This is a genomic window from Terriglobia bacterium (assembly GCA_020073205.1).
Taxonomy (GTDB): domain Bacteria; phylum Acidobacteriota; class Polarisedimenticolia; order Polarisedimenticolales; family JAIQFR01; genus JAIQFR01.
Genome location: JAIQFR010000063.1, coordinates 1 through 25624, shown reverse-complemented (window position 1 = coordinate 25624; position 25624 = coordinate 1). Strand labels below are relative to the sequence as shown.

The window sequence follows — 25624 nt, the reverse complement described above, 5'->3', positions numbered from 1 at the left end:
CTTCACCACCCGCCCGAATCGGTCGCTGGCGAGGAGGGCGACGCGCTTCACGGCCTCCATCAGCCCTTCGGTCGGGAGCACGATGGACGTCTGGTAGGCTTTCGGCATCACCTGGTCGTACTTCGGGAAGTTGAGGACCGGGACGGTGGACGTCAGAACGTGGGCCCCCACCAGGAAGAACACGTGGTTCCCTTTGGTGCCGAACGCCAAGGTCTCACCATCCGCGACCTCGCCGAGGAGCTTCTGGAGCTCGAGCAGCGCCTTTCTCGGGATGACGAGCCGCACGTCGCCGCCGGCGGGTGCCACCGGGGCCTTCTGCGAAACGTACGAGAGCCGATAGCCATCGGTGGCCACCAGGGTGATCTGTCCCTTCTGCACGAGGAGCAACGCCCCGCGGAGAGACGGGTCCATCGACTCCATGCTCGCCGCGAACGCCACGCGGGCGATCATCCGGCGCAGCATCTCCCCCGGCACCTGAATCGACTCCCCCCGGTCCACCTCGAGAAAACTCGGGAACTCGTCCCTCGGCTGCCCGGAGATCCTGTACCGCGTTCTCTCGCACGAGATAGCGACCTGACTCCTCTCCAGGACCTTGAACGTGACCTCCGCCCCCGGCAGCAGCCGCGCGATCTCGTGGAGCTTGTTCGCCGGGAGCGTGACGCTTCCCGTCCCCTTCACCTTCGCGGACACCTTGCCCCGGATGCTGATCTCGAGATCGCTCGCGCCGACCTCGATGCCCCCGGTCTGCGCCTCCAGCAGGAGGTTCGCGAGGATCGGGAGGGTCGTTCGCTTCTCGACGACCCCGGTCACGGTCTGCAACTCACGAACCAAGTCACTCTTCTGAATCACGAACTCCATGGAAACCTCTCTTCCCGAATTCCAGCCCACTCCTCAGGGAGAGGAACAACTAGCAGAAACCGTAGCGCGGTGGAATCTGCGGAAGTCGAGCCAACCACGTCCCTAAGCCCCTCTTGCGCTGTGGACGGCGCGGCGCGGTCCCGAGGCTCCACCCCCGTGTCCGCCGCACCACCGAGCTTATCCCCGGGGCGGCAGGGGATTCCACACCTTTTCCACCGCGGCGGTTGTGGAAAAGTGGATAACATCACTTGAGCGATTGCGTCAGGTTCTCGATCATCCGGTCGAACTCCTTCTCCTTCTGGCGCTTGCCGTCGATCTTCTGGATGGCGTGAATCACCGTGGAGTGGTGCTTTCCCCCGAATCTCCGCCCGATCTCCGGCAGCGAGGAATCCGTCAGCTGCTTGCAGAGGTACATCGCGATCTGGCGCGGAAACGAGACCTGGTGGGCGTTGTTCCGCGACTTCAGCTCGCTGACCTTGAGATTGTAGGTGTCGGCCACGAGCTTCTGGATGCTGTCCACCGTGACCATCGGGGCGGTTTGGCTGAGGATGTCCCGTAGCGTCTCCTTGGTGAGCTCGAGGGAGATCTCCCGGCCGGACATGGAGGCATAGGCGATCACCCGGATGAGCCAGCCCTCCAGCTCCCGGATGTTCGACTTGCTGTTGGAGGCGATGAAGAGGGCGACGTCGTCGGGGAGCACGGTCCGCTCGGCCTCCGCCTTCTTCCTCAGGATCGCCACCTTCGTCTCGAGGTCGGGGGGCTGGATGTCCGCGATGAGTCCCCACTCGAACCGGGAACGGAGCCGCTCCTCGAGGGTCGGTATCTCGCGCGGAGGGCAGTCGCTGGTGATGACGATCTGGCTCTGCGCGTCGTACAGGGCGTTGAAAGTGTGGAAGAACTCCTCCTGCGTCCGCTCCTTGCCGGCGAGGAATTGGATGTCGTCGATCAGGAGGAGGTCCACGCTGCGGTACCTTTCCTTGAACTCCAGCGTCTTCTCGAAACGGATCGCATTGATCAACTCGTTCATGAAGTGCTCGGTGGAGACGTAGCGCAGCCTCGTCGTGCCCTTTCGATGGAGGCGGTTGCCGATGGCCTGCATGAGGTGGGTCTTGCCCAGGCCGACGCCCCCGTAGATGTAGAGCGGGTTGTAGGCGCGGGTGGGCTGCTCGGCGACCGCCATCGCCGCGGCGTGAGCGAACTGGTTGCAGGAAGAGACCACGAAGCTGTCGAAGATGTATCGCGGATTGAGCCAGGGCGTGCTCGGCTCCGCGACCGGCAGCGCCACCGGGGGCGCGGGATCGCGCGGCGCCACCTGCGCCGCGCCGTCCGCGAGGAACCGCACCGTCATCCCCGGCCGCTCGATCTCCTTGAGCGCGTCCTGGATGAGCGGAAGGAAGTTCGTGTTGAGCCACTCCGCGAACCAGGTGTTGGGGACGCGGACGGAAAGGCTCGCGGCGTCCTCGGTGAGTAGCTGCGTCGGTTTAAACCACGTGCTGAACGACCTCGAGTTGACCTTGGACTCGATCCTGCCGAGCACCCGGTCCCACGTGTTCCCGACGCTCGCTTCCAGCACGGCCGCCCTCCGTAGAAAGCCCGCCGAGCCCTTGAAATTTCAGGGCTTGCGGCCCCTCGTCAACGACTATTGGTGCACAGGTTTTCCACAGGTGTGGAAAACGAGGCAGCCCGCTAAGTCACGTTCGGACGGGGGGTTCAACGCGTCGGTCGCGGGGACGGTGTATACATTATGTAAACTTGATTCCTTTGCGCGCCGAAGCCGAAAGAACACCGCGATTTGAGGGCGTGACCAGAATCCCTGGCACGGCACCTCCACCGCGGGCACCGCTCGCGTCCCCCTCATGGTCCGACCTTTGTGTCAATGGACTCGTGCCTACCGAGCGCGCCGAGACTACCACAGTGCGGAGCCGCGTTTCAAGCGCTCGCGATTCCGCGCGCCGCCACGCTCTCGCCGTCGTCCCTTCGACTGCGTTCCCCCGACCGAGAATCCACCGCGGCCCGGCGCGCCGCCGCTTGACAGTCCGCCGCGCCTTCCCTACCATGACCGTTTTCGCCGGGCGACGCCCGAGGGCCGTGCACGATGAAGCGGACTTTTCAGCCGAACAACCGGAGACGCAAGAAGACCCACGGCTTCCTGGTCCGGATGCGCTCCAAGGGGGGACAGCTTGTCCTGTCCCGACGCCGCAGGAAGGGACGCAAGCGCCTCTCCGCCTGAAACGCGGAACGGGGACGCACGCTTTCCGCGAGCCTATCGGCTCACTGCGCGGCGCGAGTTCATCGCGGTCTACGAGAAGGGACGCCGCGCGGGTTCCACGTCCTTCGTGATGTTCGCCCTACCCAACACGAGAGGTCACTGCCGCCTCGGCATCACGGTCACCCGCAAGGCGGGGCCGTCCGTACAGCGGAATCGCATCCGGCGCGTCCTGAGAGACGTGTTCCGTCGCCATCGGTCCGAGCTGGCGCCGGCGCTCGACCTCGTGGTGAACGCACGACCGGGGACCTCGACGGTACCGCTCGCCGACTTGGAGCGGGAGTTCCTCGATCGATTCTCCGACCTCAGGCGGAGATTCCGGTCATGAGCCCCCGCTCCGCGCTCGGCGCCGCGATTCGCGCCTACAAACGTTTCGTCTCGCCCCTGCTCCCGCCGGCGTGCCGCTTCGAGCCGACCTGCTCGGAGTACGCCGCCGACGCGGTGGAGCTTCACGGCATCGCGCGCGGGAGCGCCTTGGCGCTCGCGCGGCTCGCCCGGTGCCACCCCTGGAGCCGCGGCGGCTTCGACCCGGTCCCGGGGTCGCGGCCCGGCGGCCGTCGCTGAAGGAGGACGACCCCTCGGCCATGGAGAAGCGCGCCGTCATCGCCATCGCCCTGTCGTTCATCGTCCTCCTCGGATGGTACTGGCTGTTCCCTGCGCCGAAGCCGTCCGCGCCCGCGACCCCGCCCGTCGCCGGCAGTCGCGCCGCGCCCGCCCCGGTTGCCCCGGCCGCCCCGAAGCCCGCAGAGCCCACCGCGGTCGCGGCGGCGTCCGAGCCCGGACCGACCGCGCGGGCCGTCGCCGCCGAGAAGGCGGAGACGATCCGCGTCGAGACCGCCGTGTGCGAAGTGGTGCTGACCAACAAGGGTGGGCGCGTCCTCTCGTGGCGCCTCAAGGGTTACAGCGACTCGGCCGACCAGCCGGTCGAGCTGGTGCCCGCGTACGCCGAGCGCGACGACCTGCTCCCGCTCGGCCTGGACCTGGACGACGCGGCGCTCGCGAAGTCCTTGAACGGCGCGCTGTTCAGCGTCGAGCGGACGCCCCTGCCGGCGTCGTCGGCTGCGCCGGGGGAGCGGATCCGGTTCTCGTGGGCCGATGGGAAGGGGATCGAGGCGGAGAAGGTTCTGGTCTTCCGGAAGGACGACTACCTCGCCGACCTCTCGATCGCCGTGACGGATCGCGGGAGACCGCTTCCTGCTCGGGTCACCTGGGGTCCTGGCTTCGAGGCGCGCGACCCGAGCCAGGGCTCGCGGCAGCTCCACTACATCGGTCAGGCCGTGGTGGACATCGGGGGCGTGGTCAGCCGCACGGCCCGCGGCCGGATCAAGCAGGATGTCACGATTCCGGAGAGCGGCGCGCTCCGCTGGGCCGGTCTCGAGGAGCAGTTCTTCGCTGCGCTGGTCATGCCCGCGGGCGGCCGGGGCGGTGCCTTGATCCGACAGATCGGCGTGGTGCCGGAACGGTCCGCCTCCTCGGCGACGGATTCCAAGGAGGCGAAGCCGGAGCCGCAGTTGGTGATGGCGGTGGGCGTGCCCTCGGAGGGGGCTCGCCTGTACGTGGGACCGAAGAAGTACACCCTGCTCCGCAAGCTCGGTGGTGACCTCGACGCCGTGGTGTGGTTCTCCTCGTACAGGCCGATCTACTGGCTCGCGAAGTACCTGTTCCTGGCCCTGCTCTGGGTTCACGACCATGTGGCGCCGAACTACGGCCTCGCCATCATCCTGGCCACGGTCGCGCTCCGTCTCGTGTTCTTCCCGCTGAACCAGTACTCCATGGTGAACATGCGGAAGATGCAGTCCCAGATGCAGCGCATTCAGCCGAAGATCAACGCGATCAAGGCGAAGTACAAGAAGATGAAGGACGCCCAGGGCCGGGCGAAGATGAACGAGGAGATGATGGCCCTCTACCGCAAGGAGGGGGTCAACCCAATGGGCGGAATGTCGGGCTGCCTTCCCATGCTGGTGCAATTCCCGATCCTGATCGCGTTCTACAACATGCTCACGGTCGCGGTGGAGCTTCGGTCGGCGCCTTTCGTCGGCTGGATCCGCGACCTGACGCTCAAAGACCCGTTCTACGTCACGCCGATCCTGATGGGCGCGACCATGTTCCTCCAGCAGAAGATGACGACGACCAAGGCCGGCGACCCGATGCAGCAGCGGATGATGACGATGATGCCCGTGGTCTTCACCGTCATGTTTCTCAACCTGCCGAGCGGACTCGTCCTATACTGGTTCGTCAACAACCTGCTGGGCATCGGCCAGCAGTGGCTCGTGAACCGTCACATCGGCCGGCTGGAGGCAGCGGCTCAGAAGGCCTGATCCGGGATGGGCGTCCAGCGGGAATTCGAAGGCCGGGATCTGGAGGAGGCGCTCACCGCCGCTTCCATCGCGCTGGGAGTCCCCCGCGAGCGCTTCCAGTTCCGGCTAGTGGACGAGGGCCGCCGGGGGCTGTTCGGCATCGGCGCGAAGCGGGTCCGGATCGTCGTCGAGGCCGAGACACCGGAGGCCGCGGACGCCGCCGGCGTACGGGCGGCCCCTCGGGCTGGGCCCGGCGAGGACGACCGCGAGCCGGAGGCACGCTCCCTCGAAGAGACGGTCCGCCACATGCTCCAACTGATGGGCCTCGACGTCGAGGTGCGGGCCGAGGTGACGGAGGAGGCGGGCAGGGTCGTCCTGACCGGAGCGGACCGGCGCGTCCTCCTGCAGAAGGACGCCGAGCTGGTGAGCGCCCTGCAGTTCCTGCTCAACCGGATGGCGCGGAGGACCTGGCCTTCGATCAGCCACGTCCTGGTCGCCTGCGAGGGTTTCCGCGACCGGCGCGAGGAGGACCTCGTCGAGCTCGCCCGGCAGGTGGCGGAACAGGTCGTACGGACCGGACGTCCGCGCAGGCTCCACTCGATGAACCCCTACGAGAGGCGCCTGGTCCACCTGACCGTGCGCGAGTTCCCCGAGCTGACCTCGCACTCGGCGGGCAACGGCTTCCTGAAGCAGATCACGGTGGCCCCCGTCGGACGCGGCGGCGAGGCCTGATCCGGGCTCCGCCGCCGATCCCGCCGTGCCGGCGCCCGCTGCTTTCCCGATGCACGATCTCGACGCGACGATCGTCGCCGGCGCGAGCCCCCCCGGCCGCGGAGGCGTCGGCTGCGTCCGGATCAGCGGTCCGGCGGCGTTCTCGGTCGCCGGAGCGCTCTTCACGCCCGGCAGGGGGGGGCCGCCGGTACCCGGCGGCCCGCCGCGATTCGGACGGTTCCTCGGCCGCGACGGGCGAGCGCTGGATCACGGTTTCCTGGTGCTGTTCGTTCCCGGCGCGTCGTACACCGGCGAGGCGACCGCCGAGCTTTGGCCCCACGGCAGCCCCGCGGTCCTCGCCGAGCTGGTGCAGGCGGCGGTCGCCTCCGGCGCGCTCCCCGCCGGCCCCGGAGAGTTCACCTACCGGGCCCTCCGCCGCGGCCGCCTCGATCTGGCCCGTGCCGAGGCGGTGCGCGACCTCGTGGCCGCGAGGACCCTGTTCCAGGCCAGGGTCGCGTTCGCGCAAGCGGAAGGCGCGCTGTCGCGCCGCTTGCGTCCGTTGCGGGAGTCGCTGGCGGACCTGGTCGCCCGTGGCGAGGCGGCGGTCGAGTTCGTGGAAGAGTCGGAGACGCACCTCCCGCCCGGCAGGCTCGAGCGGGAGCTGGCCGAGGCGCGCGAGACGGTCGGCGGCCTCTTGGCAGGATTCCGGACCGGCCGGATCGCACGCGAGGGTGCCGCGCTGGCCATCGCGGGGGCGCCCAACGTCGGCAAGTCCTCGCTCTTCAACCGGCTCCTGGAGCGAGACCGCGCGATAGTCGCGCCGACGCCGGGGACGACTCGGGACACGCTGGAGGAGTGCGTGGATCTCGACGGGATCCCCCTGCGGCTCGTGGACACCGCGGGTGTCCGGGAGTTGACGGACGCCGTCGAGGCGGAAGGCGTCCGGCGGGCGCGTGAAGCGGTCGAGCAGGCCGATCTGGTGCTCCTCGTGCTCGATGCGTCGCGCGATCCCGAGCCGGAGGAGCTCGCGGCGCTGGATCGGATTTCGGGAAAAGGGAGGAGCGGCCGCCGGCTCGTGGCGCTCAACAAGTCGGACCTCCCCGGGGCCCTCGACGTCCCGATCCCCTGCCCCGAGACGGTGCGTGTATCGGCATTGACCGGCCTCGGGCTCGACGAGCTCCGGGCGCTGCTCCTGGAGCGCCTCGTCGGCGAGGGGCCGGTCGAGGAGCCGGTGCTCACCGACGCGCGGCACGCGCATGCCCTCGAGGCGGCCCTCGAGGCGCTGGAGCGGGCCGCCCGGACGGAAACGGCGGGCCTCTCCGAGGAGCTGGTCCTCGAGGACCTGCACGACGCGTTGCGCCACCTCGCCGAGATCACAGGGGAGTTGGCGCCGGCGGACCTGTACGAGAGGATCTTCTCCACGTTTTGCATCGGCAAGTGAGGTGCCGTGGCGGGACGGAGAACGGGATGACGCGAGACGGTGCGGAGAGCGCGACACGGGACGATGCCGCCGCCTTCGAGCGGCTCCGCGCCGACGTCGTCGTCGTCGGGGCCGGCCACGCGGGGTGCGAAGCCGCTCTCGCCGCGGCGCGCATGGGCTGCTCGACCGTCCTCGTGACGCTGCGACGCGACTCCGTGGCGCGGATGTCGTGCAATCCGGCGATCGGGGGGCTCGCCAAGGGGCACATCGTACGGGAGATCGACGCCCTCGGTGGCGCCATGGCGAGGCTCGCGGACGCGTGCGGGATCCAGTTCCGGCTGCTGAACAGGAGCCGCGGTCCCGCGGTTCGGGGGCCGCGGGCGCAGCAGGACAAGGAGCGCTACCACTTGGCGATGCTCGGAGAGATCCTGGGCGCGCCTCGTTTGCGGCTCGTCGAAGGCGAGGCAGCGGGCCTCCTCGTCGACGGAGGAACCCTCCTCGGCGTCACGCTCCGCTCAGGGATGGAGCTCTGGTCCGGCAGGGTCGTGCTCACCGCGGGGACGTTTCTCCGAGGGCTCCTGCACGTCGGGGATGAGCGCACGCCCGGCGGGCGCGTCGGAGAGCCGCCGGCGAACGCCCTGTCGGCGGGGCTCGCGGCGCTCGGGTTCCGGATGGGGCGGTTCAAGACCGGCACCCCGCCGCGTCTGGCGAAGGTGAGCGTCGACCTCGGCCGGTTCCCGGAGCAGCCGGGCGACGAAGAGCCGGTGTTCTTCTCCGAGGCGACCCGGGCCCCCTCGCTTCCGCAGGTGAGCTGCCACGTCGCCAGCACGAACGTCCGAGTGCACCGCCTCGTGACCCTCAATCTCGACCGCTCGCCGCTCTACTCCGGCGCGATCCGAGGCCGGGGCCCCCGCTACTGCCCTTCCCTCGAGGACAAGGTGGTCCGCTTCCCCGACCGCGAGCGCCACCAGATCTTCGTGGAGCCCGAGGGACTCGAGAGCCCCCTCCTCTATCTCAACGGCTTCTCCACGTCCATGCCGCCCGACGTTCAGCTCTCGATGGTGCGGGCCGTCGAGGGGCTCGAGGATGCGAAGATGGTGCGTCCCGGGTATGCGGTGGAGTACGACTACGTGGACCCCACCGAGCTCAGGCCGACGCTCGAGACTCGCCGTCTCCCGGGGCTCTACCTCGCCGGACAGATCGACGGAACCACGGGGTATGAGGAAGCGGCCGGCCTGGGGCTCCTGGCGGGGATCAACGCGGCGCTGGCGGCCCGCGGCGACGCGCCGCTCGTGCTCGGCCGCGAGGAGGCGTACCTCGGCGTGCTCGCGGACGACCTCGTCACCCGCGGGACGACGGAGCCGTACCGGATGTTCACCTCCCGCGCCGAATACCGGCTCCTGCTCGGCGTGGATACCGCGACACGCCGTCTCTCGCCGCATGGCCTGAAGATCGGCCTCCTCGACCCGGCGCGGGCCGACGCGGCGTCGGCGCGGTGGCGGACGCTCGAACTGGCGCTTCGGCGCCTGGAGGAGGAGCGGTTCGTACCGGATGCCGGAACGAGGAGCGAGCTCGCCGCGAGAGGCATCCTGCTGGAGGCGCCCCTCAGCACCGCGGATCTCCTCCGGCGACCGGAGGTGGAGCCCAGCAGCCTCGCCGGTTTGAGCGCCGCCCTCGACGGGCTCGACGGGCGGGACCGGCGGGTCGCCGCGGAGACCTTGAGGTACTCCGGATACGTCGAGCGACAACGGCGCACGGCGGATCGCGTCGCTCGCGCCGGTGAGCGGAGGATCCCCGACGGTTTCACGTACCGCGGCCTCGCCGGGCTGTCGCGCGAGCTCACGGAGAAGTTGGAGGCAGTGCGGCCAGAGACCCTCGGCCGCGCTTCCCGGATCGACGGGATGACCCCCGCGGCGCTGGCGCTCCTCGCGGTCCACATCGAGAAGGTCGCGCCGGGGGCGGCTTGAGCCGCGCCTTCGACGGGTTCCCGCTCGAAGAGGCGATCGCCGCCCGGGCGGCCGTGGTGGGGATCGTCCTTCCACCTCCGTCCGTCGCGGGTCTCGCCGCGCACGCGCGCGCGGTGATGCGCGAGAGCCGGCGGCTCCACCTGACCGCCGTTCTCGATCCCGCCGCTTTCGTCGAGCGGCACCTCGGCGAGTCGTTCGACGGGGCGGCGATGGTCGACCCCGGAGCGGTCGGGACGCTGCTCGACTTGGGGAGCGGCAATGGTTATCCCGGCTTGCCGCTGGCTGCGGCGCGGCCGCGCCTGAAGGCCGCGCTCGCGGAGGCTTCGCCGAAGAAGGCGGAGTTCCTGAGGGAGGTGATCGCCGAGGCGGGGCTCCCGTCGGCGCGCGTGATCGAGCGCCAGATCCAGCGCCCGGGGGACCTCGACCCTCTCGTCGGCGGGATCCGTCTCGTCGTCACGCGCGCGGCCGGAGGCTGGGAGCGGATTCTCCCGCGCCTTCGTCCGCGCCTGGACCCCGTGGGCGAGGTGCTCGTGTGGGCCGGAGTGGACATGGAGACGGTGCGGCACCGGGTCGCATGGCGACGCCTTGAGCTGGTCGAGCGGCGCCTCCTTCGGGGGCGGGAGCGATCGTGGGTGTGGCGATTCCGTGGCGCCGGCTAAAACCGCCAGGTGAGGCTCAACCTCGCGCTCCGGCCGTCCTGCAGAATCACATCCTGAACGTGCTCGGCGGAGCCGGGCACGCCGTAGTGGCGGTCGAGGAGGTTGTAGGCCACGACCGAGACGTCGAGCCCCCTCGTGAGCTCCCGGGCGAGCAGATCGGCGTTGACCACCAGGAACCCGCCCGCCTGGCCGCCGGCGAGGGTCTTTCGCCGGCTCGTGAAGAGCGCCTCGAACCCGCCGAGGAGCCTCGGAGCGCCGAGCGGCACCAGGAGGTGGAGCTTCGCCAGATGCCGGGGCGAGTTGGTCAGACCCGAATTGTCCTCGTCGTTCGTGGTCTTCTGGAGCGAGTAGCTGAGCCGGGTCTCGACGCCGCGCGACCACCGACGGTCCAGCGCCAACTCGGCGCCGTGGGACGACACGGACTCGACGTTGCGGTAGATGGTCTCGCCCAGGCCCGGGTCGAGCTCCAGCGTGATGAGGTCTCTCGTCCGGTACTTGAAAGCCGACGCGGACAATCGCACCCGACAGGGGAGGTCGCTCTCGATCACGGCCTCGTACGTGGTGATCGTCTCTGGGCTGAGGTCGGGATTGGCCGCCGAAGGGCTCACGGAGTAGAACGACTCGTAGGCGTTCGGCGCCCGGAACGCGCGGCCGAAGAGGAGCTTCAGCGCCGTCCGCTCGCGAGGCTTGTAGACCAGCGCGACCCTCGGGTTCGTCGTTCCGCCGAACGTCTCGTACCGGTCGTGACGGAGCCCGAGGTTCACGATGAACCGCTTCGTCGGAGTGAACTCGTCTTGCGCGAAAAGGGCGAAGAAGCCGGCGGACCTGCGCGACCGAAGATACTCGACGTAGGGATCCACGTCGTGGTTGTCCTGCTCCTGCCGGTAGTCGTCCCGGTACTCGATCCCGGTCGTCAGGACGTGGCTCCTGAGCGTCCGGGTCGACCAGTCGATCTCGGTACCCCACGAGTATCCCTTCGCGGAATCGTCGTTCAGCACGGGCACGGGGTCGTGATAGGCGTAGAGGCCGTAATACCGGTACCAGTCATGGTAGAGGCGCGCGGAGAACTCGGATCGCGCCCCCGTCGGCGCTCCGTAGCGGGCCTCCAGGAACGCGCGCTCGTCCGTGGTCCGGTTTCTCCGGTCGTCGAACGCGGTGCCGAAGGCCCCCGTAGGAATCCCCTTCTCCCTCGAGGAGTACGCCGCCTCCAGGTCCAGGCTTCCGCGAGAAACCCTCGCGAAAGCTCTGCGGTATCGGTCGTAGTCGCCGCCGGCCGCCACGCCGTGATTCGTCCCGGCCGTGTCGAATTCCTTGAAGTACAGGTCCTGGCCGTCGCTTTCGTGGCCTGAGGCCGACGCGATGACGTCGAGGCCGCTCAGGGTGGAGCGGCCGAACGCGAGGCGCCCGGCGGTCGTTCCGAAGCTCGCGCCCTTCCCCTCCGCCTCGAAGCCCCCGAGATCCTTCCCCCGCCGGGTGATCACGTTGATCACGCCGAAAAAGGCGTTCGTTCCGTACACCGAGGAGCTGGGGCCGCGGACGACCTCGACCCGGTCGATGAGCTCCACGTCGAGAATCCCCTCGGTTCCGAGAAGGGCCTGCTCGAACACGTCGTCGTTCAACCGGTGCCCGTCCAGCAGGAGGAGCACGCGGGTGTTGTAGTCTCCGGGGCGGCTGAACCCGCGGGTGCCCAGGTAGGTGTAATTCCGGTCGTAGCTGGTGTAGAAGCCGGGAAGGCCGTTCAGGATGTCGCCCAGGGTCCGGTAACCGTGGCGCCGGATCTCTTCCGCGATCACGATGCTCACCGAGGCGGGGGCGTCCACGGTCTTCTGAGTGTAACGTGAGGCTGCCACCACCTCGGGGATCTGGATCTGCAGCAACTCCTCGAGGCTGAGTTGCGTCAGGTCGCCCGGAGCCGCCGTCGCCGCGGGCTCCGGTGCGGCCGAGGCATGGGCGCCGAGGAGCGAGAGCGCGGCCACGGCGCAAACCGCTGCCGCGAGCCGGCCGACGCGGTGGCGGTTCCGCCCGCCATCGATCGAGAAGGGCGTTCCGCGCTCTCTCATCGATTCAAACCTCCCACCCGGCTGGGACAGGTCGCCGCCATGTCTCCGCCGACCCTCCCGGCGTCGAGGACCTCTCGCACCTTCCTCGTGAGCGCGTCGGGGGTGAACGGCTTCTGGATGAAAGGCGTCCCCGGCTCGAGCGTCCCCTGGCTCCCGAGGGCTCTCCCGGTATAGCCGGACATGAACAGCACCTTCATCGCCGGCCGGAGCGGCCGCACGCGCTCCACGAGCTCCCGCCCGTTCAGCTGCGGCATCACGACATCGGTGAGCAAGAGGTCGACGGCTCCGGGGTGGCGCTCGCAGAGCACGATCGCCTCCCCGCCGTGGGGCGCGGCGAGCACGGTGTACCCGTTGACCCGCAGGATCTCCCCGGCGAGGTCGCGGACGATGTCGTCGTCCTCGACGAGGAGGACCGTCTCCGTCCCGCGCGGCGCCTCCTCGGCCGACGACGCGCCGAAGACCGTCGCGGCCCGTGCGACGAGAGGCAGGTAGATCTTGAACGTCGTCCCCCGGCCGGGCTCGCTGTACACCCAGACGGTGCCTCCGCTCTGCTGGACGATCCCGTACACCGTCGATAGACCGAGGCCCGTCCCCTTCCCCCTCTCCTTCGTGGTGAAGAACGGCTCGAAGATGCGCAGGCGGGTCGCCTCGTCCATCCCGCAGCCCGTGTCGCTGATCGCCAGCATGACGTGCGCGCAGGGCCGCACGCCGGGATGCCGGTCCGCGTAGTTCTCGTCCAGCTCCACGTTGGCCGTCTCGATGACGAGCCGCCCGCCCTGCGGCATCGCGTCGCGCGCGTTGACCGCGAGGTTCATGATCACCTGCTCGATCTGGCCTGGGTCGGCCAGCACGCATCCCAGGTCCGACGCCGGCTGCGCCGACAGCTCCACGTCCTCGCCGATCAGCCTGGCCAGCATCTTGTGCATGTTGGCGACTACGTCGTTCAGGTCGATGACGCGAGGCTCCATGACCTGTTTCCGGCTGAAGGCGAGGAGCTGGCGGGTGAGACCCGTGGCCCTCCGCCCGGCCTTGAGGATCTCCTGGGCGTTGGTGCACAGCGGGTCCCTGGGATCGATCCGGCGGAGCATCAGCTGCGCATAGCCCACGATGGCCGTCAGCAGGTTGTTGAAGTCGTGGGCCACGCCACCCGCAAGGAGGCCGATCGCCTCCATCTTCTGGGCCTGGCGCAATTGCTGGTCGCTCTGCCGGAGCGCCTCCTGCGCTTCCCGTCGCTCCTCGACCTCGCGGCGGAGCTCGCCGGTGCGGGCCTCGACGCGATGCTCCAGCTCGTCGTGAGCCTTTCTGAGCGCCTCGTCGCGCGACTCGATGAGGGAGAGCATCTCGTTGATCGCCGACGCCAGGTATCCCAGCTCGTCGTTCCCCTCGCGTACGACTCGAACCGAGTAGTCCTTCGTGTCCGCCACCTTCCGGGCCGCCTCGGCCATTCGTCCGACGGGTCCGGACACGATCCGCTGGAATCGGTAGGAGAGCGCCAGGGCGACCGAGACCGACAGCAGCAGCAGGACGCCGACGATGAAGAAGTAACGCTCGAGCAGCAGGTCGAGCTCTCCCAGGTCGGAAGTCAGGGCGATGGTCCCCACCACCTCCCGGTCCAGACGGATGCGCTGCACGAGTACGAGGTGGCTCCCCTCGAAGCGGTAGCCTTCCGGTCCGGGCGCGGAAGGGGCGGGGCTTCCTTTCGGAAAGCGGGCGAACGCCATTCCTTCCGGGGTGTAGATGACGGCCGACACGACGTGGGGCTTCGCGCGGAGGGCCGCCAGCACGTTCCCCGCCGATCGGGCGTCCCGGAACGTCAGGGCGGCCGTGGAGTTGCTCCCCAGGATTCCGGCCAGCGTGTCGAGGTCGCGGACGAGATCGTTCCTGGCCGCCAAGACGCCGTAGCCCACGAAGCCGGCGGAGGCGAGCAAGAGTCCGACCACGCTCGTGAGCGAGATGGCGAGGATCAGCTTCGCGCGGATCGAAAGATCCCGCCAGAGGTTGCGACCCGGCATGGGTCGTCCGCTCACGTCGCGCTCCCGGTGCGCGGGGCGACTCCGGCCCCCCCGGCACCCGCGGTGGCGACGAGGGCCGCGAGGGCCGGCATCAGCCGCTCGATCTCCCGTTCGAGCGCGGGGAGCGCCTCGGTGCCTTCCGCGACGTTTCCCTCCCGGCCGAGGGTCTCGAGTCTCCCGGCGATCTCGCGTGCGGCCACGGCCGACAGGGCGCCCAGCGCCCCCTTCAGCTTGTGCGCCGTCCGCTCGACCCCGGCGGCGTCGGCGCGCAGGAGATGCCCTCTCAGTTCCTCGACCAACCGGGGCGCGTCTTCGCGGAACATCTCCACGAGCTCCCCGAGCAGCGACGCGTCGGACCGGACGCGCTCCATCACGTCCTCGACGTCGACGACGACGACTCCCGGGGGCACGTCGGCGCCCTCCGCCGGCGCGGGAGGTACGGGAGCCGACGACAGCAGGCGCTCGATCTCACCGAACAGCTTGTCCTGGCGAATCGGCTTCGCGACGTACCCGTCCATCCCCGCGGCGAGGCAGCGCTCGGAATCCCCCTTGAGCGCGTGCGCCGTGAGAGCGATCACGGGGACATGCCCTCCGCTCGCCTTCTCCTTGGCGCGCAGCGCCGCGGTCGCCTCGAAGCCGTCCATGCAAGGCATCTGCACGTCCATCAGCACCAGGTCGAACCGCTCCCGCTCGAGCGCCGCGAGGACCTGTCTCCCGTCTCCCACCGTCACCACGGTGTGCCCCGATTTCTCGAGCATCCTCGAGGCCACCAGCTGGTTGATCGGATTGTCCTCGGCGAGGAGGATGCTGAGGCTCCTCCGGGCCTCCTGCAGCGAGTGCCGGGTGACCAAGCCCTCCGAGCCGGCGGCCCCGTCGGCGGCGAGAACTCCTCTCACGGCCTCCAGCAAGTCGAGGCCCACCACGGGCTTCGTGAGGTAACCGGAGACACCGATCTGGCGGCACCGCGCGCCGTCGCCCGGTCTTCCGGCGGAGGTCAGGAGAAGGAGCTTCGTGGCGGCGATCCTCTCGTCACGTCGGATCCGCTCGGCCAGATCGAATCCGTCCATCCCGGGCATCAGTCCGTCGAGGAGCGCCAGCGCGAACGGGTCTCCGGCCTCTCGGGCCTTCTCGAGGGTGGCGAGCGCGGCGAGACCGGACTCGGCCTCCGCCGGCCGCATGTCCCACCCCCGGAGCATTTCCACGAAGACTCTGCGATTTGTCGCGTTGTCGTCCACGACCAGCGCGTGGAGCCCCCGCAGGCTCGCGGCGCCGACCCGGGGCGCGGAAACCGCCTCTTCCGTTCCCAGGGCGAAGCGCGCGGTGAACTGGAAGATGCTCCCCTCCCCGACCGCGCTCTCGACCCAGATGCGTCCCCGGAGCATGTCGACCAGCCGCGCGGCGATGGCGAGGCCGAGGCCGGTGCCGCCGTACTTCCGAGTCGTGGACCCGTCGGCCTGTGAGAACGGCTCGAAGATGAGTTCTCGCAGGGCCTCGGGGATCCCGATCCCGGTGTCGGTCACGGAGTAGCGGACCACGACGTCGTCCTCGGCGCGCTCCTCGACGGCGACCTCCACGACGACCTCGCCCCGCTCCGTGAACTTGACGGCGTTCCCGACGAGGTTGACGAGGACTTGCCGCAGGCGGCCCGGGTCCCCCACGAGCGCGTCTGGGACTCCGGGCCGGACGTGGCAGGTCAACTCCAAGCCCTTTTGCTGCGCGCGGAACGCGAGGGTCTTGAGGGTGTCGCGAAGGTTGTGCCGCAGGCTGAAGGGAGTGCTCTCGAGGTCGAGCCGGCCGGCCTCGACCTTCGAGAGGTCCAGGATGTCGTTCAGCAGCGTCAAGAGCGAGTCCGCTGAGACCTTGATCGTCTCGAGGTACTCGCGTTGCTCGGAATTGAGGTCGGTGCCGAGTGCGAGATCCGTCATCCCGATCACGCCGTTCATCGGTGTGCGAATTTCGTGGCTCATGTTCGCCAGGAACTCCGACTTCAGACGCGCCGCCTCGAGCGCCGCATTCCGAGCCTCCGCCAGGGCCTCGGCCTGCCGCGCGAGCGCCTCCGCTTGCTTCTCCGCCTCGACGCGGGCTTCCTCAACCGCGGCGTAGTAGCGGCGGAGCTCCTCCTCGGTGCGCTTGCGGGACGTGATGTCCTGGGCGACCATCACGTAGCCGCGGGTGCGCCCGTCTCGATCGCGCATGTCGGATGCGGAAAACGAGACGTCGATCCGGCGACCGTCCCGCGCCACGACCACCGATTCCTGGTCGCTGAGCGAGCCGTCCCGGACCAGTCGCTCGAGGCTGGCGTCCACCGGGCACTCGCTGCCGAACAGCATCCGCACCGGCCGCCCGATCAGCTCCCCTTCCTCGAAGCCGGTGAGCCGGAGGGCCGCGCGGTTGACCATCTCGATGGTCGCGTCGGGCCGGATCACCACCAGGGCGTCCATGAGGGAGCGAATGATGCCGTCGAAGTAGTTCTTGGAGACGGTGGTCCCACCGAGGTTCTCCGCCATGCGGTTGAACGCCTCGGCGAGCTTCCCGACCTCGTCGAGCGTCCCGACCTCGATGCGGGTGTCGAGGTTCCCGGTGCCGATGGCGGCAGCCGCATCCGCCAGCCGGACGAGCGGTCGGGTGACGAGCCGCTGGAGCCGCGAGGAGACCAGGAACGCCACGATCGAGGACGCGAGGGCCACGATCGACACCGCGATGGCGTACCGCCACAGGCGCTCCCCGACGGCGTCGAGGTTCGAGTCGAGGTAGAGAGTCCCGACCGCTTCCCCGTCCAGCACGATCTGTCGGGAAAGGACGAGGTGCCCCCCTTCGAAGCGCACGCCGGGAGGCGGCGGGCGAGGCGGCGTGGGATGCGGGGACGCTGCCATGCCGTCGTACACGGCCAGCGGATCGCCGCCGCGGCCGTAAATCACGCCTTTTTCGACGTCCGGGGTCGCCCTCAAGGCCGAGAGCATCTCCTGCGCGGAGCGCGCGTCGCCGAACGTGATCGCCGCAGTGCTGTTGCTCCCGATCACCTTCCCCAGTGTCCGGAGGTCGTTGACCCTGTCACGCCGGAAGGTCACGAGGTCGTAGGAGACGAATGTGATCGAGGCGAGGAGCAGCGCGGAAAGGCTGGTCAGAGTCGTGACGAGCATGACCTTTCGGCGAAACGGGAGGTCATGGGGGGCAAGCATGTCAGCGCCCTCCCGCCACGGGATCCCGAAGCACCCGGGCCACCGAGAGCAGCCTGGAGCTGATCTTGAGGCCCGAGCGGGCGGCGGCGTCGAGGTCGACCTCGAACCGGACCCCGCGGTCCTCAATGAAGAACCGGATCACCGCGCCGCGCTTGCCGGTGGTCATCTCGGTGACGGTGAGCACGGGCGCGCCTCGCAGCGTCTCCATGATCTCGAGAAACCTCCGGTCCTCGGAAGTTCCGATGAAGAGGATCCGGCAGGCGGTCGCGTCCTTCGGCTCGCGGAGGCGCCGCACCGCGATCGTCTGCCCGTTGAACTTCTTGCCGGCGACGGCGCGGTCCAGGATCTCCCCGAAGGGATCGGATCCCAGGATGCCGATGGTGAACGTTCGATCCCCGACCCCACGGACATCGGGCCACTCGACGAACCGAGCGAAATTGAAGAGGAAAGCCGCCTTGACCTCGTACTCGAGTCTGGCGGCCGGTTCCGCCACCCTTGCATCCTCGAAGGCCGACACGGGCGAAGACAGGCAGAGAAGCCAGGCGAGCCCGCGAAACGCGGCAAGGAAGACGCGCCGGTAGGGAGCGTCTCCGGAGAAGGTCCTCGATGCGGCGCGACCCGCTGGGACGATCGGCGCGGACACGGTGGCTCGGTGCCTCCTCCGTGGGTGGTTCGCGACCTTCTGCAGTCGTGCTCACGGCGTCACGAGACGCGCCGAAGGCCCTTCAACACACTCGGTATCAACGTCTCGGCATGTTTGTATATAACTTTAACAACATACGCATATTGATGTAGTGGCTCGCCGAACCATGAGCTGCTATATGTAATCATATCGAATATAAAGCGAATATGTCTTCCGACCTGGAACGGATTCGATGACTCCCTCAGTCTGTTCCACGTGGAACTGGCGGGAGGGCTGGGGGCGCACCAACGAGTTCCACGTGGAACCCTGCGCTCGTGTTGACCTGCGCGAACCGGAAGGGCAGAATCAACGGCAGCTCGCGGCCGCGGGTGCGGAACGCCGAAGGGCGGCTGGAGGAGGCGCTGTGGGTCGAGTCGTTGCCATCGTGAACCAAAAAGGAGGGGTCGGAAAGACGACGACCGCTGTCAGCCTCGCGGCCGCGTTGGCCATCGCGGAGCGCCGGACCCTTCTGGTCGATCTGGATCCTCAGGCAAACTCGACCCGGGCCCTCGGATTTCCCGAAGACCCCGAGCGCGCGGGGGTCTACGACGCTTTGTCCGGAGGAGCGGGCCTGGGTGAGATCCAGATCTCGGTGGACGCACTTCCCTACTTCACCCTGGTTCCCTCGGACCGAAACCTGATCGGCGCAGAGATCGAGCTGGTGGACGCGGCCGAGCGCGAATACCGGCTGCGGAAACTGCTCGATCCGGTCAAGGCAGGCTTCGACCACGTGTTCATCGACTGCCCGCCTTCCCTGGGCCTATTGACCGTCAACGCGCTGACGGCGGCGGACGGCGTGCTGATCCCGGTGCAATGCGAGTACTTGGCGCTGGAAGGGATCTCGCAGCTCACCGACACGCTGGATCGGGTGCGTGCGGCGCTCAACCCCGGCCTCGAGATCGAGGGCATCCTGATGACGATGTACGACGAGCGAACCAACTTGGCGAAACAGGTGGTGGAAGAGGTTCGCAGCGTTTTCGGCAACCAGGTCTTCGAAACGGTGATTCCGCGCAACGTCCGGCTCGGCGAAGCGCCGAGCCACGGGAAGGCCATCTTCCTGTACGACATCCGCTCCCGAGGGGCAGAGGCCTACCTAAACCTGGCGAAGGAGTTCCTGGAGCATGACGCGAAAAGCATTGGGGAAAGGGCTTCGTAGCCTCATCCCGGAGGCTCCCGTACGGGTTCCGCAGCCGGCGTCGGCGGGTTCCCCGCCAACGGCCGGCACAGGAGATTCTGTTCGTCTCATCGACATCGACCGGATCCGGGGTAACCGAAAGCAGCCAAGGCAGAGATTCGATGACGAGGGGCTCGAAGCGCTGGCGCACTCGCTGAGCTCGGAGGGACTCCTCCAGCCGGTGCTGGTGCGCCCGCTCCCGGACGGCCGATTCGAGCTGGTCGCCGGAGAGCGGCGATGGAGAGCAGCGCAGCGGGCCGGCCTTCTCAAGATACCGGCGGTAGTCCGCGAGGTTCCTGACGAGCGCCTGCTGGAAATTGCCCTGATCGAGAATCTGCAGCGCGAGAACCTGAATCCCATCGAGGAGGCGCAAGCGTACCGGACCCTCATCGAGACCCTCGGCCTGAAGCAACAGGACGTCGCGGAGCGGGTTGGCAAGCAAAGGGCGTCGATCGCGAACACGTTGCGGCTTCTGTCGCTCGCGGGACCGGTCCAGGATCGCCTCAAGGTCGGCGAGCTCAACATGGGCCAGGGACGCGCTCTTGCGGCACTGCCGGACTTCCGCGAACAGGAGCGGATCGCCGAGAGGACCGTCCGTGAGGGTCTTTCCGTGCGCCAAGTCGAAGCGATCGTCGCCGCCGCCCTCAAGGGCGGGGCTGATCGAAAGGTCCGGAGCGCGCCGCGCCGGGACCCGAACGTCGTCGCGGCTGAGGAGAACCTGCAGCGCGTGATCGGGACCCGGGTTCGCATCGTCGAAGGCCGAAAGGGGGGAAGGATCGAGCTGCACTTCTACAGCCCAGAAGAGATGCAGCGCGTCTACCAAATGGTCTTGGAGGTGGCCCGTCGGAAGGGCGGAGCCTGATGCGTCATGGAGCCGATGGGAGGACCCATCGCGAGCCGACGTATTTGTCGGCAAAACGGCGTGTGCCGACAAAATGGTCGGCAAGTTGTTTTAGGCCGACAAATAAGTCGGCTAATGAAGATTTGCCGACATAACGGTCGGCAGTGACTCTGCCGACGTTCGGACCACGTCGGACCTGATGCCGCGAGAGGTCCAAGCCCCCAGGCTCCCGATTGGTTGACGGTCCGAAAGCGGCTATGATAAGGTCCGCCATCTTCAACAAGGGACGCGTCTTCCCCTCGGTTTCTTCGGGAACGGATGGGGGAGGGGCGCGGTCCCGCGCTGGGGATTCTCGCGCGACCCAGACGTGAGGACATAGACGATCCGTGAAAGACCGATTACTCGCCAAGAGGTACGCAAAGGCCCTTCTCGCTGCGATCGACGATCCGGCTTCCGCGGAGCGCGTGGACGCGTTCTTGGGAGCGATCGCCTCCGCGGCGGGCACCTCCGCTGAGCTGCGAGATGTCTTGCTCAACCCCGCGGTTCCGCGCCAGGTCCGCAGAAAGGTACTCGGGGCGCTCGCCCGCGAGCGCCAGGCGCCCCCGTTCCTGGCGAGCTTCCTTGCGGTCGTTGCCGACCACGGGAGGGCCGACGCGCTTCCGGCGATCGCGGAAGCGTTCCGCGCGATCAAGGACGAGGCGGCTGGCGTCGTTCCCGCGACCCTCACCACGGCGGCCCCACTGCCCGCGGACCTCGTGGCGCGAGCACGAGCCGTCCTGGAGAAGCTCACCGCCCGCAGGGTGTTCCTGACCTGCGTGGTGGAGCCTTCGCTGCTCGGAGGCGCGGTGACCCGGATCGGCTCGACCGTGTACGACGGAAGTCTGAGCACCCAGCTTGGCGCGTTGAGGCGCCGAATGGCCGAGGAGTAGGCATGGAGATCAAGGTCGACGAGATCAGCAAGATCATCCGGCAACAGATCGAGGGATACGAGCGCCGGACCGACACGGCGGAGATCGGCACGATACTCTCGGTCGGCGACGGGATCGCCAGGATCTACGGCCTCGACCGCGTGATGGCCGGGGAGCTCTTGGAGTTTCCCCACGGTGTCATGGGAATGGCCCTCAACCTCGAGGAAGAGAGCGTCGGCGCCGTGCTGCTCGGGGAGACGACGCGGATCAAGGAAGGGGAAGAGGTCCGGCGTACCCGCCGGATCATGCAGGTCCCCGCCGGAGACGCGTTGATCGGGCGCGTCGTCGACGCGCTGGGCCAGCCCCTCGACGGCAAGGGACCGATCCCGACCCGGACCTTCATGAACGTGGAGCGTATAGCTCCGGGAGTCGTGGACCGGGTTCCCGTGAAGGAGCCGCTCCAGACCGGAATCAAGGCGATCGACAGCATGATCCCCATCGGACGCGGGCAACGCGAGCTCATCATCGGCGACCGCCAGACCGGCAAGACGGCCATCGCCCTCGATACGATCATCAACCAGAAGGGGCAGGATGTCGTCTGCATTTACGTGGCGATCGGCCAGAAGCAGTCCACGGTCGCCCAGGTGGTTCGGACCCTCGAGGAGCAGGGGGCGATGGGATTCACGATCGTCCTCGCCGCGTCGGCATCGTCGCCGGCCCCGCTCCAGTACCTGGCCCCCTATGCCGGTTGCGCGATGGGGGAGTACTTCCAGTTCCACGGTAAGGACGGACGGCCTGCGGGAGCGTCCAATCCCGGACGGGCGGTGCTCTGCATCTACGATGACCTCTCGAAGCACGCGGCCTCGTACCGCGAGATCTCTCTCCTGCTCCGCCGGCCTCCGGGCCGCGAGGCGTACCCCGGGGACGTGTTCTACCTGCACTCGCGCCTCCTCGAGCGCGGCTCCAAGCTGAGCCCGGCGCTCGGCGGCGGATCCCTGACCGCGCTGCCCGTCATCGAGACCCAGGCCGGGGACATCTCGACGTACATCCCGACCAACGTGATCTCGATTACCGACGGCCAGATCTACCTCGAGGCGGACTTGTTCTACTCCGGCGTCCGGCCGGCGGTGAACGTGGGCCTGTCGGTGTCGCGCGTGGGTGGGAACGCACAGATCAAGGCCATGAAGCAGGTCGCAGGCCCGCTACGGCTCACCCTCGCGCAGTACCGGGAGCTGGCGGCCTTCGCCCAGTTCGGTTCGGACCTGGACAAGGCCACCCAGGCCCAGCTCGCCCGCGGCAAGCGTCTGGTGGAGATCCTGAAGCAGGGCCAGTACTCGCCGCTCGGGGTCGAGAAGCAGATCCTGGTGATTTACGCCGCCACCAACGGCTACCTCGACGACCTCGAGGTCGCCGACTGCCTCCCGTTCGAACGCGAGCTTTACCGCTATCTCGACGTTCAGGGAAGGGAGCTGATGCAACAGATCGTCTCGAAGGGAAGCCTCGACGACGACCTGAAGGCCCGCGTCAAAGCCGCGCTGGATGACTTCAAGGCGACGTTCAAGACGTCCCGCGCCAACGCCGCCTAGGGCGGAGCCGCATGGCGAAGACACGGGACATCAAGCGCCGCATCCGCTCCATCAGGAGCACGATGCAGGTGACCCGCGCGATGAAGATGGTGAGCGCGGCGAAGCTGCGCCGATCGCAGGAGCGGATCCACGAGGCGAGACCCTACGCGAGCAGGATGCTCTGGGTCCTGCGATCGCTGGCGTCCCGGGCGAAGCCGGACGCCCATCCACTCCTCACGGTCCGACCGCAAGAGCGGATCGACCTCCTGGTCGTGACGGCCGACAAGGGCCTCTGTGGCTCGTTCAATACGAGCATCTACAAGCGTGCCGCAGCGTTCCTCGAGACCCACGCCGGGCGCGCAGTGTCGCTCGACCTGGTCGGACGGAAGGGGAGGGACCACTTCAAGCGCGACCCGCGGCCGCGCAAGCGCGAGTGGGTCGATCTCTATCGTACCCTCGGCTACACCACCGCCGCGGAGATCGCAGGCGATCTCATGGCCGAGTACGTGGGCGAGAGGACCGACGCGGTCTACGTCGTCTACAACGAGTTCAAGTCCATGATCCAGCAGCGGCCCGTGGTCGAGCAGCTCCTGCCGATCGAGCCGCTCGACCTCGCCCCGGGCGAGGTGGCCGAGGACTACATCTACGAGCCAGCGCCGGCGGCCCTTTTCGACCGGCTCCTGCCGAGGCACGTCGAGGTCCAGGTCTACCGAGCCCTGCTCGAGTCCGCGGCGGCGGAGAACGCCGCGCGCATGACCGCCATGGAATCGGCCACGAACAACGCGGCGGAGCTGATCGAGTCGCTGACGCTCTACATGAACCGGGTGAGGCAGGCCTCGATCACCACCGAGATCATCGAGGTGGTGTCGGGTGCGGAAGCGCTGTGAGGGGAGAAGCCCCCATCCTTCGGAGCTGACATGGGTAATCTCGGCAAGGTCGTTCAGGTCATCGGCCCGGTGGTGGATGTCGAGTTCGGGGAGGACCATCTCCCGGCCATCCACAACGCCGTCCGGATCGTGGACGAAGGGAAGGACACGGGCGTCTCCGTCGACGTGATCGCGGAGGTGGAGCAGCACCTCGGAGAGAACCGGGTCCGGTGCGTGGCCATGGAGCCCACCGACGGGATGATCCGGGGGATGGAGGCCGAGGACCAGGGCCAGCCGATCACCGTGCCCGTGGGCGAGTGCACGCTTGGTCGGGTCATCAACGTCGTGGGGAAGGCCGTGGACAAACTGGGCCCCCTCGATGCGCCCGAGCGCTGGCCGATTCACCGCGAGCCCCCGGCCTTCAAGGAGCAATCCACCCGGATCGAGATGTTCGAGACCGGTATCAAGGTGATCGACCTGCTCGAGCCGTACATGAAGGGAGGCAAGACCGGCCTCTTCGGTGGCGCAGGGGTCGGCAAGACCGTTCTGATCATGGAGTTGATCCACAACGTCGCCATGAAGCACGGTGGCTACTCGGTGTTCGCCGGTGTGGGGGAGCGGACGCGCGAAGGGAACGACCTCTGGCTCGAGATGCAGGAAGGGGGCGTCATCGACGTCAAGAACCCCCGCAACTCGAAGGCGTCCCTGATTTACGGGCAGATGACCGAGCCGCCGGGGGCACGGCTCCGGGTCGGCCTCGCGGCCCTGACCGTGGCCGAGTACTTCCGCGACGTGCAGCACCAGGACGTGCTGCTGTTCATCGACAACATCTTCCGTTTCACGCAGGCCGGCTCGGAGGTCTCGGCGCTCCTCGGTCGCATGCCGAGCGCGGTCGGCTACCAGCCGACCCTCGCCTCCGAGATGGGCGAGCTGCAGGAGCGAATCACCTCGACCACCAAGGGGTCCATCACGTCGGTCCAGGCGATCTACGTGCCGGCGGACGACTATACCGACCCGGCACCCGCGACGACGTTCGCGCACCTCGACGCCTCCACCAACCTGTCGCGGCAGATCTCGGAGCTCGGCATCTACCCGGCGGTGGACCCCCTGGCCTCCACCTCCCGCATCCTCGACCCGCGGATCATGGGGGAGGACCACTACGCGGTCGCGCGGGCGGTCCAAGGGGTGCTTCAGCGGTACAAGGACCTCCAGGACATCATCGCCATCCTCGGGATGGACGAGCTGAGCGAGGACGACAAGCTGACCGTGGCGCGCGCCCGGAAAATCCAGCGGTTCCTCTCGCAGCCCTTCTTCGTGGCCGAGCAGTTCACCGGCTACGTCGGCAAGTACGTCAAGATCGCCGACACGATCAAGGGGTTCAAGGAGGTGGTGGACGGCAAGCACGACGAGATCCCGGAGCAGGCGTTTTACATGGTCGGGACCCTCGAGGAGGCGCTGGAGAAGGCAGAGCAGATGAAGGCCGTGGCGTGAGACGACGATGGACTCGCTGAAGATCGACCTCGAGATCGTCACCCCGGCGCGCCTCGTCGTGTCCGAGACCGTCGACGAGGTCGTGCTCCCGGGCAGCGAGGGGTACCTCGGTGTGCTGCCGGGGCACGCTCCGCTGCTGACCGGTCTCGGGGCGGGGGAGATCGGCTACCGTTCCTCCGGGCGGGCTCGATACCTGGCGGTGTCCGGTGGATTCGCCGAGGTCCTGCAGCACCGCGTGAGCGTTCTCGCCGAGACCTGCGAGCGTGCCGAGGAGATCGACGTCTCGCGCGCCACCGACGCGAGGGACCGGGCGAAGACGGAGGTCGTCCGCCCCGATGCCACCGAGACCGAGATCCGGCACGCCGCATCGCGGCTCGAGAGGGCGGAAGTCCGCATCGCCGTCGCGAAGCGCGCGATCGCCGGTTGACCCTCTTCGTCGAATGCACTCGCGGGTCGGGCGTCGGGAGTCCTGAATTGAGAACGCAGGACCGGTCCACGCCGCCCCGCCGAAAAGGCCGTTCAGGCCATCTCCCGCCTCGGGCGCGGCGGCGATGAGTGGGACCAGGAAGATTCCCGTGGCCAGGTAGGACGCTGAAACCCAGAAGATAGAAAGCTGGACATGCCACGTTCGGGCGATGTTGTAAGGTAGAATTCGGGAAATGTCGAAT

The 25624-nt window shown here is 68.2% G+C and carries 21 protein-coding genes; 15 read left to right on the top strand and 6 right to left on the bottom strand.

Annotated features, from left to right (window positions below; all coding sequences use genetic code 11):
* Together dnaN and dnaA are read right to left on the bottom strand one after the other, a co-directional pair.
* The coding region (dnaN, locus tag LAO51_13380) for a DNA polymerase III subunit beta (protein MBZ5639732.1) at nucleotides 1-858 on the bottom strand (858 nt) is incomplete at its 3' end.
* A gap of 244 nt (nucleotides 859-1102) precedes the next feature.
* Nucleotides 1103-2428, bottom strand: coding sequence for a chromosomal replication initiator protein DnaA (gene dnaA / locus LAO51_13375; GenBank protein MBZ5639731.1), 1326 nt, complete (start codon nucleotides 2426-2428; stop codon nucleotides 1103-1105).
* 525 nt (nucleotides 2429-2953) lie between these two features.
* On the opposite strand from dnaA, the gene rpmH reads away from it, so the two are divergent.
* Genes rpmH through LAO51_13335 form a run of 8 tightly spaced genes read left to right on the top strand, consistent with a single transcriptional unit; the run spans nucleotide 2954 to nucleotide 10178 of the window.
* Entirely contained in the window at nucleotides 2954-3088 is a 135-nt protein-coding gene (gene rpmH / locus LAO51_13370; protein ID MBZ5639730.1) for a 50S ribosomal protein L34, read from the top strand.
* Nucleotides 3039-3452 (top strand): ribonuclease P protein component, encoded by a 414-nt coding sequence (gene rnpA, locus LAO51_13365; protein ID MBZ5639729.1) that lies wholly within the window; start codon nucleotides 3039-3041, stop codon nucleotides 3450-3452. The genes rpmH and rnpA overlap by 50 nt, the downstream gene beginning before the upstream one ends.
* Nucleotides 3449-3688 carry a membrane protein insertion efficiency factor YidD gene (gene yidD / locus LAO51_13360; protein ID MBZ5639728.1) on the top strand — a complete coding sequence of 80 codons (240 nt, stop codon included), beginning with the start codon at nucleotides 3449-3451 and terminating at the stop codon, nucleotides 3686-3688. Before rnpA ends, yidD begins: the two co-directional genes overlap by 4 nt.
* A 20-nt stretch (nucleotides 3689-3708) precedes the next feature.
* The gene (gene yidC, locus LAO51_13355) at nucleotides 3709-5442 is read left to right on the top strand and encodes a membrane protein insertase YidC (protein MBZ5639727.1); all 1734 of its coding nucleotides are present in this window, start codon (nucleotides 3709-3711) and stop codon (nucleotides 5440-5442) included.
* A gap of 6 nt (nucleotides 5443-5448) precedes the next feature.
* Nucleotides 5449-6153, top strand: a complete 705-nt coding sequence (locus tag LAO51_13350; protein ID MBZ5639726.1) for a Jag N-terminal domain-containing protein — start codon at nucleotides 5449-5451, stop codon at nucleotides 6151-6153.
* Nucleotides 6154-6178: 25 nt separating this feature from the next.
* A complete protein-coding gene (gene mnmE / locus LAO51_13345; GenBank protein MBZ5639725.1) occupies nucleotides 6179-7573 on the top strand; it encodes a tRNA uridine-5-carboxymethylaminomethyl(34) synthesis GTPase MnmE in 1395 nt (464 codons plus the stop codon).
* A 26-nt stretch (nucleotides 7574-7599) separates the two neighbouring features.
* Nucleotides 7600-9519 (top strand): tRNA uridine-5-carboxymethylaminomethyl(34) synthesis enzyme MnmG, encoded by a 1920-nt coding sequence (mnmG, locus tag LAO51_13340; GenBank protein ID MBZ5639724.1) that lies wholly within the window; start codon nucleotides 7600-7602, stop codon nucleotides 9517-9519.
* Nucleotides 9516-10178, top strand: coding sequence for a class I SAM-dependent methyltransferase (locus LAO51_13335; protein MBZ5639723.1), 663 nt, complete (start codon nucleotides 9516-9518; stop codon nucleotides 10176-10178). The genes mnmG and LAO51_13335 overlap by 4 nt, the downstream gene beginning before the upstream one ends.
* Here LAO51_13335 and LAO51_13330 read toward each other — a convergent pair.
* Genes LAO51_13330 through LAO51_13315 form a run of 4 tightly spaced genes read right to left on the bottom strand, consistent with a single transcriptional unit; the run spans nucleotide 10175 to nucleotide 17922 of the window.
* The gene (locus tag LAO51_13330) at nucleotides 10175-12238 is read right to left on the bottom strand and encodes a TonB-dependent receptor (protein ID MBZ5639722.1); all 2064 of its coding nucleotides are present in this window, start codon (nucleotides 12236-12238) and stop codon (nucleotides 10175-10177) included. The two genes, LAO51_13335 and LAO51_13330, sit on opposite strands and share 4 nt — an antisense overlap.
* Nucleotides 12235-14265, bottom strand: a complete 2031-nt coding sequence (locus LAO51_13325; protein MBZ5639721.1) for a response regulator — start codon at nucleotides 14263-14265, stop codon at nucleotides 12235-12237. Before LAO51_13325 ends, LAO51_13330 begins: the two co-directional genes overlap by 4 nt.
* Entirely contained in the window at nucleotides 14262-17429 is a 3168-nt protein-coding gene (locus LAO51_13320) for a response regulator (GenBank protein ID MBZ5639720.1), read from the bottom strand. Before LAO51_13320 ends, LAO51_13325 begins: the two co-directional genes overlap by 4 nt.
* Before the next feature lies 1 nt (nucleotide 17430).
* Nucleotides 17431-17922, bottom strand: coding sequence for a YfiR family protein (locus LAO51_13315; protein MBZ5639719.1), 492 nt, complete (start codon nucleotides 17920-17922; stop codon nucleotides 17431-17433).
* A gap of 553 nt (nucleotides 17923-18475) precedes the next feature.
* Between LAO51_13315 and LAO51_13310 the strand changes: the two genes are divergently transcribed.
* The 7 genes from LAO51_13310 to LAO51_13280 all read left to right on the top strand — a co-directional run bounded on the left by LAO51_13310 (nucleotide 18476) and on the right by LAO51_13280 (nucleotide 25383).
* The gene (locus LAO51_13310; GenBank protein ID MBZ5639718.1) at nucleotides 18476-19267 is read left to right on the top strand and encodes a ParA family protein; all 792 of its coding nucleotides are present in this window, start codon (nucleotides 18476-18478) and stop codon (nucleotides 19265-19267) included.
* Entirely contained in the window at nucleotides 19233-20147 is a 915-nt protein-coding gene (locus LAO51_13305) for a ParB/RepB/Spo0J family partition protein (protein ID MBZ5639717.1), read from the top strand. The genes LAO51_13310 and LAO51_13305 overlap by 35 nt, the downstream gene beginning before the upstream one ends.
* A gap of 365 nt (nucleotides 20148-20512) precedes the next feature.
* Nucleotides 20513-21055: an ATP synthase F1 subunit delta gene (gene atpH / locus LAO51_13300; GenBank protein MBZ5639716.1), complete on the top strand. Its 543-nt coding sequence runs from the start codon at nucleotides 20513-20515 to the stop codon at nucleotides 21053-21055.
* A gap of 2 nt (nucleotides 21056-21057) precedes the next feature.
* Nucleotides 21058-22620: a F0F1 ATP synthase subunit alpha gene (gene atpA, locus LAO51_13295; protein MBZ5639715.1), complete on the top strand. Its 1563-nt coding sequence runs from the start codon at nucleotides 21058-21060 to the stop codon at nucleotides 22618-22620.
* Nucleotides 22621-22631: 11 nt separating this feature from the next.
* On the top strand, nucleotides 22632-23486 hold the full coding sequence (atpG, locus tag LAO51_13290; protein ID MBZ5639714.1) for an ATP synthase F1 subunit gamma: 855 nt from the start codon (nucleotides 22632-22634) through the stop codon (nucleotides 23484-23486).
* A gap of 30 nt (nucleotides 23487-23516) precedes the next feature.
* A complete protein-coding gene (atpD, locus tag LAO51_13285; GenBank protein MBZ5639713.1) occupies nucleotides 23517-24956 on the top strand; it encodes a F0F1 ATP synthase subunit beta in 1440 nt (479 codons plus the stop codon).
* A 7-nt stretch (nucleotides 24957-24963) separates the two neighbouring features.
* Nucleotides 24964-25383 (top strand): F0F1 ATP synthase subunit epsilon, encoded by a 420-nt coding sequence (locus LAO51_13280; protein MBZ5639712.1) that lies wholly within the window; start codon nucleotides 24964-24966, stop codon nucleotides 25381-25383.
* Nucleotides 25384-25624: the final 241 nt, after the last annotated feature.